The organism is Campylobacter sp. CNRCH_2016_3089, assembly GCF_025772505.1.
GTDB classification, from domain to species: Bacteria; Campylobacterota; Campylobacteria; order Campylobacterales; family Campylobacteraceae; genus Campylobacter_D; species Campylobacter_D lari_D.
This window is the reverse complement of record NZ_JAKMSF010000009.1, coordinates 44,425-60,823: the sequence shown is the minus strand read 5'-3', so window position 1 is coordinate 60,823 and position 16,399 is coordinate 44,425. Positions and strand designations below refer to the sequence as shown.

Sequence of the window (16,399 nt, the reverse complement as noted above, 5' to 3'; positions counted from 1 at the left end):
AAAAAGAAGATAAAAAAGAAGATAAAAAAGAAGATAAAAAAGAAGATAAAAAAACTTCGGCACAAAAAGAGCTTTTTATTTTTGATGTTAAAAAATTAGATAATGGTGTTTTGCTTGATTTGAGTGAAAAAATTAGCCAAAAAGATATAAAAAATTTTACTTTAAAAGGTGATAATTTTCGTTATGTTGCAGATTTTGATGGAATTTTAAAAGGACCAAAGAGAAATTTTGAATTTAAAGATTTTGATATTATTGTATCACAATTTAATCCAACTAGCATGCGTTTAGTTTTGAGTTCTAAAAAAGAGTTAAAAGTAAAAATAGAGCTTAAAGATCAAAGTCTTTTTATGGGACTTGAAAAAATAGAAAAAAAAGAAGAACCTAAACCTATAGTTAAAAAACAAAGCGAGATTAAAAAAACAGAAGTTAAAAAAGAAGTTGTTAGAAATGAACCTTTATATATTTTAAAATCAAGTAAAGATAAAAGTGGTGTTAATTTAAAATTAAATAATGATATTGATATTGAAGATATTAAAATCAACTCTTTTAAAGATGGTAAAATGTATCGCTCTATTGTGAGTTTTGAAGCCATTCTAGAAGGCGATAGAAAAAAAATTGATATTAATAAAAATCAATCTATCACAATAGTGCAGTTTAATAAAACTACAGTAAGAATTGTTTTAAATTCTACTAGTGATTTTAAGACTAGTCTTGATTTGGATGATGATGAGCTATTTGTAGGATTTGAGAAAAAGATTAAAAAAACGCCAGTAAAAAATACTTCAAAAGCAGCAAAAGCTACTATCAAAAAAACAGGCAAAATTATAGTAATTGACCCAGGTCATGGAGGCAAGGATCCAGGAACTTTAGGAGATAAGGGTGTTAGAGAAAAGGATGTAGTTTTAAGTGTGGCTTTAAAACTTGGAAATGAGCTAAAAAAAAGAGGATATAAAATTTATTACACAAGAAGTACTGATAAATTTATAAACCTTAGAGATAGAACTTCCATGGCTAATGAGAAAATGGCAGATTTGTTTATTTCTATCCATGCAAATGCAGCACCAAATAAACAAAGAGCTAAGACTTTACAAGGAATTGAAACCTTCTTTTTATCTCCTGCAAGAAGTGAAAGAAGTAAAAAAGCTGCTGAAGCAGAAAATCAATCAGATTTTGAAGAAATGAATTATTTTTCCAAGCAAACATTTTTAAATTTTTTAAATCGTGAAAAAATAGTTGCTTCAAATAAATTAGCTATCGATGTGCAGAAAAAAATTTTGAGCAATGTAAGAAAAAAATATAAAGTTGTTGATGGTGGGGTTAGAGAGGCTCCGTTTTGGGTTTTAGTAGGAGCACAAATGCCAGCGATTTTGATTGAAACAGGTTATATTAGCCATCCTAGTGAAAGAAATAGATTGACAAATAAAAATTTCCAAGAATTATTAGCCATTGGTATTGCCAATGGAATTGAAAGTTATTTTTATAAGAATCAATGAAAAAAGCAAATATTATTATAAAAAATAATGCGCCTTTTTCTTTGGATTTTGATGATTATTATTTTAATTCTAGTGATGGTTTAAGTGAAAGCAAATTTATATATACAAATGCTTTTGACTTTGAAAACAAACAAACTATTGTAGCAGAACTTGGTTTTGGTATAGGCTTAAATTTCTTTCTTACATTAAAGCGTTTTTTAAAAGAAAAAAAACACAATCAAAGACTTTTTTATCTTAGCTTTGAAAATTTTTATATAGAAAAAGATAAATTAAGAGAAATTTATAAAAAACTTGGTTTTTATGAGAAATTTGAAGAAGTTTTAGAGCAATTTTTAAATTTTTATCCTCCATGTAAGGATGGGGTTTATAGGTTTTATTTTCAAGATTGTTTTTTAGATTTGGTGTTTGGTGATGCTAAAGAAAATCTACAAAATTTAGACTTTAAGGCAAATATTTGGTATTTAGATGGTTTTTCACCTTCTAAAAATCAAGATATGTTTGATGATAATATTATAAACGATGTTGCTAAAAATTCAAAAATAAATGCTAAGGTTTTAACTTTTTCTTCTGCTAGTGTTTTAAAAAAGGCTTTAATTAATAACAATTTTCAAGTGCGAAAGATAAAAGGTTTTAGAAAAAGAGAAATGATACAAGCCATTTTTAATGGTTTAGAATTTGAAGATAAATTTGCATATTTTAATACCCCATCTTTAAAAAAAGAGATTCAAAAAATAGCTATTATCGGAGCAGGTATAGCCGGAGCAAGCATGGCTTATGAGCTTTCTTTAAGAAATGTTCAAGTAGATGTTTTTGAAAAAGAAAATTCATTAGGAAAAGGCGCTTCTGGAAATATCAATGGAATTTTAAGCTCTTTGATTTTAAAACCCGATGTTTTATTGGGCGAGTTTTCACAATATGCTTTTTTAGAAGCAAGTAGATTTTATAGACAAATTTTAAATTTAATTCCACAAGGGGTTTATGAATTTGCTCATAATGAGCTTATGCAAGAGCGTTTTGATAGTCAAAAAGATAATGTTTTATTTGAAATTATTAATAATCAAGCCTTTTTAAAAGATGGATTTTGTATAAAACCTCAAGAGCTTGTGAAGACACTTTTGCAAAAAAGCAAGGCTAGGGTATTTTTTGAGTATGAATTTAAAGATTATTCTTATAAAAATGAAAAGTTTTTTTTAAATTTTAATAATCAAAAAATTTTAAAAGATTATGATGTGTTAATCTATGCTCAAGGTGCTGATGTTAAGAATTTTTTAGAGTATAAATATATGAAATTAAGTAGTGTAAGAGGTCAATGTACTCATTTAAAACCATTTTTAAAAAACCCGCATGCCTTATCTTCTAAAGGATATATTTGTCCTATTAATGAGGAGCTTAATTTACAACTTATTGGCGCAAGTTATGATAGGCTTAATCAAGATACAACGCTTTTAAAAAATGATGATTTGCAAAATATTGAAAATGTAAAAGAGTTTTTACATGATGAAAATTTAGAGATAATGGGCGGTAAAGTAGGATTTAGATCATATTCTAGTGATAGATTTGCCATAGTAGGTCAAGCCTATGATGAAAATTTTTATATGCAAAATTATAAAGCACTTTTATGGCATAAAAATAAAAATCAAGTCATACCAAATGATTTTATTCCTTTGTATTTTTCTATTGCTCATGGATCTAGAGCTTTTGCTAGTGCTATTGTTTGTGCTAGAGTGATGAGCTCATTGATTTTTGATGAGCCAAGAATAAAAAAAGAATTTTTACATGCCTTACATCCTGCAAGATTCTTAATTAGAAAGCTTAAAAAAGGACTTATTTAATCCTTGATTTATTAATTTTATATATTGGTATATTAAAATTAATATTTTAAGGAGGGTATATGAAAAGAAAAATTTTGCCAAATAATAATCAAAAATTTTTCAATGACGGACAAATGATTATTTCCAAAACAGATACTACAGGAAAAATCATATATTGCAATAGAATCTTTATTTCTCTTTCGGGCTATAGTGAGGAAGAATTATTGGGAAAACCTCATAACATAGTGCGTCATCCGGATATGCCAAAAGTTGTTTTTGAATTACTTTGGGAAAGACTTAAGAGTAAAAAAGAGATTATAGCTTATGTTAAGAATCTATCAAAAGATGGATCATTTTATTGGGTTTTGGCTTTTGTCAGTCCTTCGTTTGATTCCAAAGGAGAAGTTGTTGGGTATTATTCTATGCGTTTAAAACCCAAAAAAGAAGCAGTTGAAAAAATAGAAAAATTATACAAAGAGCTTTTGATTGAAGAGCAAAAAGGTGGAAAAGGTGCATCAAGGAAGAAACTTGATGATTATTTAAATACAAAAGGGATGAGTTATGAAGAATTGGTTTTATCAATATAATATCAATCAATCTGTAAATTATTTTGCTTTATTTTTATTTTGTTTGATGGCAATCTTGGAAATAGTAGAAAATAATATTTTTGGTTTTATTTTTTGTGTGATTGGAACTTTAGTGGTGTTATTTGGACTTGCTAGTGCTTATTATAGAAATAAAGAAGTTTTAAGGATTACTCAAGTTTTAAATGAGCTTACAAAAGGAAATTTGGAAGCAAGAATTACTCATATAGCTGTTCCAAAATCTGGAGTAGGAAAATTAAGTTGGGTTGTAAATGATTTAGCTGATCAAATGGAGGCTTTTAATAGAGAAATTCTTAATGCTATTTTAGCTGTAAAAGAACAAAGATTTTATAGAAAAGCAAGATTAGAAGGCTTAATGGGTACTTTCGCATATAATGCTAAAATTATTAATGAAGCTACTTTAGAAATAGAAAAAACTCAAAATTTATCCATAAGAAGTATTGTCGTTGAAAATGTTTCTAAGGATATGTCAGATTCTTTGCAAAAAGAATTAGCTTTGATTAATGTGAAATTAAATGATAATGCAAGCACTATGCATGATATATATGAGCAGGCAAATGATATTTCTACTCATTCTTCAAAAAGTGCCAAAAATGCAGAATTAATTTCAGTCGATTTGCAAAATTTAGGTGAAAATATCACTCAAATTCATACTTTAATGGATACTTTTTCACAGCAAATTAATAATGTTTCTTCTTTTATATCTATTATAGAAGATATTACAGAGCAAACAAATCTTTTAGCATTAAATGCAGCTATTGAGGCAGCGCGTGCAGGAGAGCATGGTAGAGGTTTTGCGGTAGTTGCAGATGAGGTAAGACATTTAGCTGAAAAAACTCAAGAGGCCGCCAAAGAAATTTCTGTGATGATTAAAGTATCAATAGAGCAAATGAGTAATATTAAAAATATAACTAATGAAGCTTATAAAGTTGCTAAAAAATCTAACTCAAGTTTAGAAGAATTCCAAGAGGTGTTTACCGGTGTTGATGAGAAAGCTAAAATTTTATTAGATGAGATTTCTAAGACAAGTGTTGATACTAATAAAATATTGCTTTATTTAGAGTGTTGTTTAAAAACATATTTAGCTTGCTCTTGTGTGATTAATTCCAAAATAGAAGATATAGAAGATAAAAATTTAGCCAAATTTGATTCTACAAGTAATATTTATGTTTTAAATCAAAATTTAAATTCTTATATAGAAAAATTATTTGATTGTATAAGAAACAATCAAATAGTCAAAGAGGAAAGAAAAATTTATGCACATATTAAGCAAATTCAAGATATAAATGAAAAAATGATAAGCGAAATAGAGCATAAAAAACATATTTAATAAGAGGTTAAATGAAAAAATACATTTTTTTAAGTTGTATATGTTTAAATGTGCTTGCTTCTAATTTAGAAGAAAGCTTAAGTGAGGGTGATGTTAATATAACTAAAGAACAAAAAACAAATGCAATTTCTAAACAAGTATTTTTTCAAAAACCGCAGGAGTATCAAGTTCAAAATGTTGATTTTGGTACTTTTGCTAGTAATTCTTTAGCACAGGTTTTAAATTTAAGCTCAAAGGATAAAACAGAAGCTAGTTTAGATTATAACGCTTTAAATGTAAATATTAAAAATATCAACTCAATTTTAGATTATGATAATGCTACTTTACTTTTAGAAAAACAAGCAAGAATAGGGCAGTTAGAGCAAGCTTATTCTTTGGGAATTATTAATCGTTATGAATTTGATGAAATCAATTTTGGTTTTAATTATTTTAACGATCAATATAAACAAGCTTATGCAAAAAATAGTTTTGGTGCTGAATTGCAATTTAGTCAATATTTTAAAGCATATGCTAATCATTATGATATAAAAGAAAATAATAGTGATGATAGTACAGAGTTTGGGGTTATATTTGATTTACCTTATTTAAATGTTTTAAATGTAAATTCTAACATGAAAGAAACACAAAATCAGTATAACATTACTTATTCTCCAATTTCTATTTTGGATTTATCACTTAATTATCAAGATGAAAAAACAAGTGCAAAAGATCAAACGGCAATGTGGGTTAAGTTTAGACTAAATTATGAACAAAGTTTAAGTAAGCAATTTTATAATAGCTTTTATCGTAAAAATAGTATAGCCGAGTTTAATCGCTATGATTTTGCTACTAGGACTTATTAATTGCTCATAAAACGAGTAATGTCGTTGTAAGTTACAAATACCATTAAGCTTAAAAGTAAAGCCATGCCAAAATAACTAAGATATTCAAAACATACTTTTGGTACTTCTTTTTTAAAAATTAATTCATAAAGATTAAAAAGTATATGTCCTCCATCTAGTGCTGGTATCGGAAGTAAATTTAGTACTCCAAGATTGATGGAAATTAAAGCTGTGATTAAAAATAAAACTACTATACTAGTATTTGCTGCTTTGGAGGTTATATCCACCATAGTGATGATTCCACCCATATTTTTAGCATCTAATTCCCCGCTGATGATTTTAGTAAGACCTTTAAAAATAAGCAAAGAAGCATTTATGCTTTCTTCATAAGCATATTTTAAACTACTAATTCCTGAGTGATAAATAGTAACAAACTCACCCTTAGGTGCTATACCAATAAGAGGTTTTTGAACTTTTTGATAAAACTCATTATAGCCTTGGTCAATTTGCGGTGTTAAAGTGATATTGATAAATTTATTATCGCGTTCTATGTTAAGTAGGATTGGTTTTGCGTGAACAAGTTTGCCAATTTCTTCAAAACTTTGAATTTGAACCCCATCTATAGCTAGGATTTTATCACCAATTTGTAAATTTGCTTTTTGTGCAGCTGAGTTTGGCGCTATATCTCCAACAACAGGTGCAAGTTTTTGAACTCCTAAAAAACCTATGGCTATATAAAGTAAAAATGCTAGAAAAAAGTTAAAAAATGGTCCCGCAAAAAGTATATAAATTCTAGCTAAAGGACTTAAAGTGTTATAGCTATTTGGCTCATAATTTTTTTCACTAGGGTTTAAATCATCTTGTCCTTTAAGCTTGACATAACCACCAAATGGTAGGGCGGATAAGCGATACTCTGTATTTTTGTAAGTTTTTTTAAAAATAGCTTTTCCAAAACCTATGCTAAAAATTTCTACATCAACTCTCATATGTTTTGCAGCTAAAAAATGTCCTAATTCGTGAAAAAAAATTAAAAAAGATATCACTAAAAGTGTTATTAAAAAACTAAAAGAATAAAATTTAAAACCAATAGCTAAGATAATAAATAAAAATAAATATGATTTCAATTTATACCTTTTTTTAAATGTTTTACATAAGCTAGTATGTATTCAAAAGCTGAATAAAGTGTAAGCACTAAAGCAATAAATAACAATGTATTGGCAAAAGGCCATTGCATGATTAAAAATATAATAGCTATCATTTGAAAGGTTGTTTTTATTTTGCCTGCAAAAGAAGCACTTACATCAAATTTTTCACTTACCATAACCACTCTAAAGCCGGTGATGAAAAATTCTCTTACTAAGATAATGTAAACCATCCATGGATCAGCTTTTTGTGTAAGTAATAACCCTAAAAATGCAGCTAGAATAAGCATTTTATCTGCTAAAGGATCTATAATAGCTCCAAGTTTAGTAGTTTGATTCCAAGTTCTTGCAATATAGCCATCGAAAAAATCAGTTAAAGCAGCTATGCTAAAAATAACACAAGCAAAATAATTTACCCAACTAGGATGGATATTTTTGAAATCATTAATAAGTAAAAAAAACAAAAGTGGAGCTAATAATATCCTTATAAAAGCTAAGATATTGGGTAAATTCATACTTTTAAAATCCTTTATAAAGCACCCTTAAGGTAATATTACTTAAAGGTGGTGCCACCATCTACGATCAAAGTATGGCCTGTGATCCAATTTGCCTTATCAGAGCATAAAAATAAACATGCGCCAGCTAGATCTTGTGGCTGTCCAATGCGGTTTAGCGGACTAAGATTGATAGTTGCATTTTTTACCTCTTCATAATTTGTAAATGCTTTAAGCGCGTCAGTATCAATTGGTCCACCGCTAACTACATTTACACGGATATTTTTAGAACCAAGCTCGGTTGCAGCATATCTTGCCATAGCTTCAACCGCTGCTTTAGCTGTACCATGACCAGCATAATTTTCAATATGAACTAAATTTCCTGTTGAAGAAATAGATAATATACTACCCCCACCAACTTTTTCCATTCTTTTTGCCGCTTCTTGTGCTCCAACAACAAAAGCATTTACGGTTGCTGTGAAAATATTATTAATACCTTTTGGCTTTAATTTCATAAATTTAGTATATCCACCTACAACGGCACGACCTGAAATGATAGCATTAGAGATGAAAAAATCTATTCTATCAAAATCTTGATCGATTTTTTCAAACAACTCTTTATATGTTTCTGGTTCAAGTATATTAAATTCATAAGCCTTTACTTTGATTTTATAATTATTTTCTAAATCTTTCACAATTTCTTGAGCTAAATCTGCATTAGAATTATAAGTAAAAGCTACATTGGCTCCTGCTTTTGCAAACTCATATACAATAGCTTTACCAATCCCTCTTGTTCCACCGCTAATTACTAAAGTTTTATTTTGAAAAAAAGTATCCATTAAAATCCTTTTATGTTATAGTTTTTCATAATCGCTTCTATTTTTGTTAAATTGCAATCACTAGGTTTGCAAAGTGGCAAACGATATTCTAAAGTAGGGGTTAAACCTGCTATATACATTGCCGCTTTAATAGGTATAGGATTGCTTTCACAAAATAAAATTTTATTAATATTATATAACTCATCATTGATTTTTTTAGCTTCAATGTATTTTTCTTTTAAAGCTAGATGAGTTAATTTTGAAATCATATCAGGAAGTAAATTTGAAGTAACTGAAATCACACCCTTACCGCCATTTGAAAGTATAGGATAATTAATCGCATCTTCCCCGCTTAAAAGTATCATTCTAGGTTCATGCGCTAGCAAATCAACGCACTTATCAATGCTTCCACTAGCTTCTTTTACTCCGTAAATATTTTCACAATCTCTAAATAATCTTATAATAGTTTCTGTTTGAAGCTCACACCCTGTTCTTCCTGGGACATTATATAAAAGTACAGGTATATCTATACTTTTTGCTATTTCTTTATAATGAAGATATAAACCTTCTTGTGTGGGTTTGTTATAATATGGAGTAACGCTTAAAATTCCATCAGCTCCATGCTCTTGTGCAAACTTAGCCAAACTTACAGCTTCATGTGTGGCATTGCTTCCTGCTCCTGCTAAAACCTTACAAGAACTTCCTTTGCATGCATCTAGTGCTATTTCTATACAAATTCTATGTTCTTCATGGGTTAAGGTGGCACTTTCTCCGGTTGTTCCAACAGGCACTACTACATCAATTCCATTTGCGATTTGTCTTTTGATGAGTTTATGGTAAGTTTGCTCATCTAATTTTCCATTTTTAAACGGAGTTATTAAAGCTGTCATTGCTCCTATGATGATGTTATTGTCCATTTTCACCCCTTTTTAAGATTATTGTTGTAGATTTGTCTTCATTGAAGTATTTTCTAGCACAATGAATTAAATCATCTTTGCTTAGATTTTCTATATTTTTTTTATAATCAAGCAAAGGTTTTAAATCACCCTTTGCAAGATAAGATCCATAAATATTTGCAACGCTACTTGCATTGCTTAGTGAAAAAATAAAATCACTTTTTACGGTATTTTTGATTTTTTCCATGATAGCATCATCAAATTTGGCATTTTTTACATCTTCAAGAATTTTCAAAAGCTCTTTTTCAACATCTTCTGCTTTTATACTTTCATTACAAACACAAATAAATATAAATAAATTCTCATCTATATTTTCACTTGCATAGGCATAAAATTCATTGATTAGTTCTAATTTATCAATTAAAATTTCACTTATTAATGAGCTTTTTCCATTTCCTAAAAGCTCACTCAATGCGCAAAGTTTTGGCATATCTTCATGATTAAATGCAGGAATTTTGTATGCAAGTGCTAGTAGTTGCGTATCGCTTTCTTTGTGCAAAATCACGCGTTTAGCACCATCTTGTTCAGGTTCTTTTTCATGAACTATAGGGATTTCTTTGGTGTTTTTTATATCTTGAAAATGTTTTTTAGCAAGATTGAAAACTTCATCTTCATTAATATCGCCACTCACAAGCAAAATAGCATTTTTGGGTTGATAAAAAGTTTGATGAAAATCTTGTATATCTTCTATTTTCCAATTTTGTATATCTTTAAAAAAGCCTATTGGAGTCCAATGATATGGATGATGTAAAAAGGCATGATTGTATAATCTAAAATATAAATATCCTAAAGGATTGTTATCGGTTCTCCAACGCCTTTCTTCTAAAACTACATTTCTTTCGGGTTGAAACTCATCATCTTTTAAATTTAAATTACGCATTAATTCAGCAAAAAGCCACAAAGATTTGTCTAAATTTTCACTAGAGCATTTTATAAAATAATGCGTATAGTCAAAACCAGTACTTGCATTATCCACTCCACCAAAACCCTTGACTATCTCATCAAATTCGCCTGCTTTTAAATTTTTTGTACTTTTAAAATTTAAATGTTCAAGCATGTGAGCTATGCCGCTTTTTCCCATTTTTTCATTTCTTGAGCCAACTTTATAAAAAATATCTACACTTATAACCCCGCTTTTTTTATTTACAGGTAAAGTGTAAATTTCAAGTTCATTTTCAAGGGTGATTTTTTTATAATTAATCATTTAAAATTAACTCCTATAGCTTGACTAATATGATTAAAACCATCTTGTTTTAAAAGTTCAATTAATCCTTGATTGATATTTTTAACAATGCTTGGTCCTTTGAAAATCATAGCTGTATAAATTTGAACCAAACTAGCTCCATTTTTAATGCGTTCATAAGCAAGTTCAGCACTATCTATACCACCGCTTGCTATTAAAATAGTATCTTGATAAATTTCTTTAGCTACTTCTTTAAAAAATGTCGCACTTTTTTGAGTGATTAATCTACCACTAATTCCACCAAAGGTTCTTGTATTATCAATTAAAGAATAATCTATACTAGTATTTGCCATGATAATACCATCAGCTTTTGCACTAATAGCACTTTTGCAAAGTGAAATTGCACTATCTATACTCATATCTGGAGCAATTTTTAAAATCACAGGTTTTTTTGTGATTTCTTTTGCTTGATTAAATAGGGTGTTTACAAATTCCTCACTTTGTAAATCTCTTAAATTTTTGGTATTTGGAGAGGATATATTAATCACAAACAAATCGCACAAATCTTTAAATTCTTTTAATAAAATAATATAATCATTAATAGCTTCTTCATTTGGAGTGATTTTATTTTTGCCTATATTTGCTACTAAAGGTATGCTAAAAGGATAGACTTTTTTTACTTCTTTTGCGATAGCATCTTTACCTTTATTATTAAAACCCATAGCATTTTGAATACTTTCTTGTTCAACAAGTCTAAAAAGTCTAGGTTTTTCGTTGCCATTTTGAGGTTTTGGGGTGAAAGTTCCATATTCTAAAAAGCCAAAACCTAAAGCACTTAGCGGTCTTATCATAGTTGCATTTTTATCAAAGCCACCTGCTAAACCCACAGGATTGTAAAAATTTAAATTAAAAATTTCTTGATTTAAAATTTCATCATTTATTATACAATCTTTTGCAAAAAAACTAAGCCCTCCAGGAAATATACAATCTAGCGTTCGCATACTAAATTCAGCTAAAGCATGGGCATTTTCTGGATCTAATTTATATATTAAAGGTTTTAAACTTTCATAAGTCATATTTTTCCTTTTTTTACAAAATAGCATATTTTACTAAAAAAATGATAATTCTTAGTTTTCATTTTCTTTAACTTTATCAGTTTTTTGTACTTTTTGTTTTAATTTTTGATAAATTTCACAATGTTGCATTAAATAAGCATCATTTCCTATAGAAGCTATTTTTCCTTTATCAAGCACAGCAATTTTGTCAGCATTTTCTATAGTGCTAAGTCTATGAGCGATGATGAGTATTAAGCGATCTTTTTTTAAGCTTTCTATAGTTCTTACTATGGCTTTTTCACTTTCATTATCAAGTGCTGAAGTTGCTTCATCAAAAATTAAAATTTGAGGATTTTTATATAAAGCCCTTGCTATGGCAATGCGTTGTTTTTGTCCGCCGGAGAGATTTTTTCCATGTTCTTTTAATTCAGTATGTATACCACCAAGTTCTTGGACAAAATCATAAGCATTAGCTTGTTTTAAAACTTCTATCACGCGTGTTTCGTTATATTCTTTAGCATAAGCAATATTTTGAGCTATAGTGTCATTAAATATATAAATATTTTGAGTTACCAAAGAAATATTTTCTCTTAAACTAATAATATCAAAAGAGCTAATGTCTTTTTGATTGATTAAAATCTCACCACTATCTTTTTCAAAAAAATACATCAAAAGATTGATAATAGAAGATTTTCCTCCACCACTTGATCCAACTAAGGCTAGAATTTCTCCTTTATCAAAAGAAAAATTTACATCTTTTAATACCATTTTATCTTTTTGATAGCTTAAAGAGACATTTTTAAAATGAATATTTTGGATATTTTCTGCAAGTTTTTCATCACCACCTTTAATTTGCGGTTCTAAATCAGTTAGATAAAAAGTTCTCTCACTAGCTGCTACTGCATTTTGCAATCTTGTATAAAGTGAAGAAAGTCTTTTAATAGGAGTATAAGCCATAAATAAAGCTGTAGTAAAGCTAAAAAAAGAACCTATGCTTAAACTTCCATCAATTACTTCTTTACCACCTATTATAATTACTATTGCAAAGCCAATTGAACCCATAGATTCCATTAAAGGGCTACTTAAAGCTTCAATTCTAATGCCTTTTAAGGAAAGTTTGCAAACTTCGCTATTAGTTTGGCTGAATTTTTGCATTTCATTTTTACCTGCATTAGAAGCTTTAATAAGTTCTATATTAGAAAAGATTTCACTTAATCTTGAAGTAAGATCAGAATTTTTTTCTTGAGTATTGCGTCCTATTTTTTTGATTTTTTTAGCAAAAATAGCAAGAGGGTAAATTGCTAAAGGTAAAATAACTAAAGCAAAAAAAGCAAGTTTTGGGCTTTGATAAATCACCACACTTAAAAGTCCAATCGCGGTTAAACTTTCTCTTAAAATTTCAGGTATTATAGTAGAAACTATATTTTGTAAAGCTCCAATATCAGAAGTACATCTGCTGATTAATTCTCCACTTCTGTATTTATGAAAAAAGCTCATATCTAAGCGCAAAAGATTGCCAAGAACTAATTCTCTTAATCTTCTTAAAATATCTGTCCCAACATAAGATATATAATAAACTTGCATATAAGCACCAAGATTTTTTAAAGCATAAATTAAAACAACAAGCAAAGGCATATAATAAAGCAAATCAACATTTTTTTCTATAAAAATTTTATTTAAAATAGGCTCTATGATATATGCACTAGCTGCCGTTCCACCACTAGTTAAAAGCATACCAATAATAGCTAAAACAAAATAAAACCAATAATCTTTATAATAAGGCTTAAAGCGAGTAAAAACCTCTTTAAGCTTCATTTCTTTGTAATTTTTATCCATTTTTCTCCCATACCACACCATTTGGTGTATCCATTAAAAGAATATTCTCTTTAGCTAAATCATCACGAATTTGATCTGCTAAGGCATAGTTTTTTTCTTGCTTTGCCTTGTTGCGTAGAGCGATTTTTTCTTCTATTTCCTGGCATTTTTCTTCACTAATGCCAAATTGAAAATATTTTATAGTATCCATAAAACCTATACCAAAAATAAAAGCGAGTTCTTTTAAGGTTTTTTCTAATTGTATTTTATAAGCTTTGTCTTTTAGGTTTTGATCTAAGTAAATATTACTTTCATTGATAAACTCATCAAGTAAAGCCAAGGCTTTAGAGGCATTTAAATCATCATTTAAAACTTCTAAGATATTTTTAGCTACTTCGCTTTCTATGGTAGTTTTTTCATCTATAAAAGCATTTAAATTTAAGCGTTTTTTTAAACGATAAAATTTATCAAGTCTTTTTTTAGCAGCTTGTAAGTCTTCTAAAGCGTAGTTAAAATGCGCTCTATAATGCACACTTAAAAGATAAAATCTCAAAACCTCTCCGCTAAAAAGTTTTAAAGAATCTTTTAGAAAAAAGCTGTTTCCTAAGCTTTTGCTCATTTTTTCACCATTAATTTGCACAAAGCCATTATGCAGCCAAAAATTAGCCAACTCATGATTGTTTTTACAACGACACTGACAAGCTTCATTTTCATGATGAGGAAAAAGTAAATCTATGCCTCCTGCATGAATATCAAGTTTATCTTTAAAAATACTTTCTATCATCACAACGCATTCTGTGTGCCAACCTGGTCTTCCTTTACCAAAACTTGCAGGATAAAATTTTTCATCAAATTTCCATAAAACAAAATCGCTATCATTTTTTTTGGCTACACTTTCTTCTAAGCGTGATTGATTATCTTCTAAATTTCTTTTAGAGATATAAAAGTATTTATCATCTTTGCTGGTATCAAAATAAATTCCATCTTCAAGTTTATAAGCTAGGTTTAATTCTAAAAGTTTTTCTATATATATAATCATTTGCTCAATATAAGCTGTAGCCTTTGGTTTAAAATCAGGTTCTAAGATATTAAGCGCTTGCATATCCTCATCATATCTTTTAATATAAAAATTTGTAATTTCTTCTAAGCTTTTACCACTTTCTTGCATTTTTTTTAAAATTTTATCATCAATATCAGTGTAATTTCTAGCAAAAATCACTTCATAATCACTTGCTAGTAAAACTCTTCTTAAAAAATCAAAACAAACACTACTTCTTGCATGTCCTAAATGTGCATCATCATATACAGTAGGTCCGCATAGATAAATGTTTGCTTTTTTTGCCTCATTTGGGATAAATTCGCATTTTTTCTTTAAAACACTATCAAAAAAAACCATTAAAATAAACCTTTAAAAAAATGATAAATTCCAATTAAAAATTGTATTAAAATATCTTTAATTTCAAATAAGCCTAGAGCAAATAAACTTAAAAATACTATACTAATAAGCCAAAATTTAACCCTAAAAATACCCCAAAGATTTTTAAAGCCAAATTCTTTAATATTAGCATATAATAAATAAAAAGCACTAATAGATGAAGCTAATGCAATGCCTAAGCTCTTATAAGTTTCTTCTTTGATAAGTAAAATAATCACTATACTAAAAAATGCTGATATAAAAAGTGTTTTAAAGGCTATTATAGCGGCTATTTTTTGTTTAAATTTAGCATAAAGCCATAAAGAAAAAAGTTTTTGCAAACCAAAAGGTAAAAGTCCTAAAAGATAAGCTTGTAATAAAAATGCAGTGATTTTTGTATCTTCTTGATTAAAATTTCCTCTTTGAAATAAAAACTCTACAATTTCTTTAGCTAAAATAATCCCTACTATGCTAGCTAAAATCAAAAGCACGCTTAAATACTCAAAAGCTTTTTGCATAAAAGCTAAGGCTTTTTGTTCTTCATTTGCTTTTAAATGTCTTAGTATTTTTGGGAAGCTTACTTGACTTAGAGCGATTGCAAAAAGAGCTAAAGGAAGCTGAAAAACTCTGTTAGAATAATACAAATACGAAATACTTCCAGCCATTAAAAAACTAGCTATAGTAGTATCTAATAATGAACTAATTTGATTTGCCGAAGAGCCTAAAAGTCCATGGGTAAAAGTAGAGTGGAATTTATCTAAATTGGTCTTTGTTTTTTTAAGTTTTATGCTTAAATACATGCTTTTTAAAATTCTAGTATTTTTTAAAGCAAAAATATGCCATATAAGTTGAGCTAAACCACTTAAGACAGTCGCATATGAAAAATAATACAAGGCCTCTAAAGGCTCATCTTGATTGACAAAAAAACCTGCAATCACAACAAAAAGATTAAAAAATGAAGCAGAAAAAGAAGTGATGAAAAAATTTTGTTTATAATTTAATAAAGAGCCTAAAAAAGTTACCAAAAAAATAAAAAACAAATACCAAAAATTAATAGAAACCAAAGGCGCAGCTAAGATAATTGTTTCTTTATTAAAGCCAAAAGCAAAAATCTTTGTAAAAAATTCAGCAAAAAAACTCACTAAAATACAGGTTAAAAACACTATAATGCTAAATTGCAATAAAACGTTTATACAAAAAGCACCTTTTTTACTTGCTTTTAAAAAACTTGGTAAAAAAGCTTGTCCAAAGGCCCCTTCTGCAAAAATTCTTCTAAAAAAAGCAGGCATTTTTAAAGCCACAAAGAAAATATCGCTATAAATTCCAGCTCCTAAGTACAAAGCTAAAACAATATCTCTTAAAACGCCCATAATCCTAGAAAATAAAATTCCTAAGGCATTGATGATGAAATTTTTAAAAACAATATTTTTTCTCATTAATTTTCATTCTTTAAACATTAGTT

The 16,399-nt window shown here is 28.3% G+C and carries 14 protein-coding genes; 5 read left to right on the top strand and 9 right to left on the bottom strand.

Going from position 1 to position 16,399, the window contains the following annotated elements; genetic code table 11:
- The 5 genes from L8W69_RS07195 to L8W69_RS07175 form a co-directional block, all read left to right on the top strand.
- Window positions 1-1,493, top strand: a 1,493-nt coding sequence (locus L8W69_RS07195) for an N-acetylmuramoyl-L-alanine amidase family protein (protein ID WP_263666792.1), incomplete at its 5' end; no start/stop codon positions are given.
- Window positions 1,490-3,325 (top strand): bifunctional tRNA (5-methylaminomethyl-2-thiouridine)(34)-methyltransferase MnmD/FAD-dependent 5-carboxymethylaminomethyl-2-thiouridine(34) oxidoreductase MnmC, encoded by a 1,836-nt coding sequence (gene mnmC / locus L8W69_RS07190; protein ID WP_263666791.1) that lies wholly within the window; start codon window positions 1,490-1,492, stop codon window positions 3,323-3,325. The genes L8W69_RS07195 and mnmC, both read left to right, overlap by 4 nt.
- Before the next feature lie 59 nt (window positions 3,326-3,384).
- On the top strand, window positions 3,385-3,891 hold the full coding sequence (locus L8W69_RS07185) for a PAS domain-containing protein (RefSeq protein WP_220566630.1): 507 nt from the start codon (window positions 3,385-3,387) through the stop codon (window positions 3,889-3,891).
- Entirely contained in the window at window positions 3,866-5,239 is a 1,374-nt protein-coding gene (locus tag L8W69_RS09320) for a methyl-accepting chemotaxis protein (protein WP_220566631.1), read from the top strand. The genes L8W69_RS07185 and L8W69_RS09320 overlap by 26 nt, the downstream gene beginning before the upstream one ends.
- Window positions 5,240-5,250: 11 nt before the next feature.
- On the top strand, window positions 5,251-6,081 hold the full coding sequence (locus tag L8W69_RS07175) for a hypothetical protein (RefSeq protein WP_263666790.1): 831 nt from the start codon (window positions 5,251-5,253) through the stop codon (window positions 6,079-6,081).
- Here L8W69_RS07175 and rseP read toward each other — a convergent pair.
- Genes rseP through murJ form a run of 9 tightly spaced genes read right to left on the bottom strand, consistent with a single transcriptional unit; the run spans window position 6,078 to window position 16,373 of the window.
- Window positions 6,078-7,184, bottom strand: a complete 1,107-nt coding sequence (rseP, locus tag L8W69_RS07170; protein ID WP_263666789.1) for an RIP metalloprotease RseP — start codon at window positions 7,182-7,184, stop codon at window positions 6,078-6,080. The genes L8W69_RS07175 and rseP overlap by 4 nt on opposite strands.
- Window positions 7,181-7,717: a CDP-diacylglycerol--glycerol-3-phosphate 3-phosphatidyltransferase gene (gene pgsA, locus L8W69_RS07165; RefSeq protein WP_263666788.1), complete on the bottom strand. Its 537-nt coding sequence runs from the start codon at window positions 7,715-7,717 to the stop codon at window positions 7,181-7,183. Before pgsA ends, rseP begins: the two co-directional genes overlap by 4 nt.
- Window positions 7,718-7,755: 38 nt before the next feature.
- Window positions 7,756-8,535 (bottom strand): enoyl-ACP reductase, encoded by a 780-nt coding sequence (locus L8W69_RS07160; RefSeq protein WP_263666787.1) that lies wholly within the window; start codon window positions 8,533-8,535, stop codon window positions 7,756-7,758.
- On the bottom strand, window positions 8,535-9,431 hold the full coding sequence (dapA, locus tag L8W69_RS07155; protein WP_133319239.1) for a 4-hydroxy-tetrahydrodipicolinate synthase: 897 nt from the start codon (window positions 9,429-9,431) through the stop codon (window positions 8,535-8,537). Before dapA ends, L8W69_RS07160 begins: the two co-directional genes overlap by 1 nt.
- Window positions 9,421-10,674: a M16 family metallopeptidase gene (locus tag L8W69_RS07150; protein ID WP_263666786.1), complete on the bottom strand. Its 1,254-nt coding sequence runs from the start codon at window positions 10,672-10,674 to the stop codon at window positions 9,421-9,423. Before L8W69_RS07150 ends, dapA begins: the two co-directional genes overlap by 11 nt.
- The gene (locus tag L8W69_RS07145) at window positions 10,671-11,729 is read right to left on the bottom strand and encodes a quinone-dependent dihydroorotate dehydrogenase (RefSeq protein ID WP_133319237.1); all 1,059 of its coding nucleotides are present in this window, start codon (window positions 11,727-11,729) and stop codon (window positions 10,671-10,673) included. The genes L8W69_RS07150 and L8W69_RS07145 overlap by 4 nt, the downstream gene beginning before the upstream one ends.
- Before the next feature lie 51 nt (window positions 11,730-11,780).
- Window positions 11,781-13,544 carry an ABC transporter ATP-binding protein gene (locus L8W69_RS07140; protein ID WP_263666793.1) on the bottom strand — a complete coding sequence of 588 codons (1,764 nt, stop codon included), beginning with the start codon at window positions 13,542-13,544 and terminating at the stop codon, window positions 11,781-11,783.
- A complete protein-coding gene (cysS, locus tag L8W69_RS07135; protein ID WP_263666785.1) occupies window positions 13,537-14,919 on the bottom strand; it encodes a cysteine--tRNA ligase in 1,383 nt (460 codons plus the stop codon). Before cysS ends, L8W69_RS07140 begins: the two co-directional genes overlap by 8 nt.
- The gene (murJ, locus tag L8W69_RS07130) at window positions 14,919-16,373 is read right to left on the bottom strand and encodes a murein biosynthesis integral membrane protein MurJ (protein ID WP_263666784.1); all 1,455 of its coding nucleotides are present in this window, start codon (window positions 16,371-16,373) and stop codon (window positions 14,919-14,921) included. The genes cysS and murJ overlap by 1 nt, the downstream gene beginning before the upstream one ends.
- Window positions 16,374-16,399: the final 26 nt, after the last annotated feature.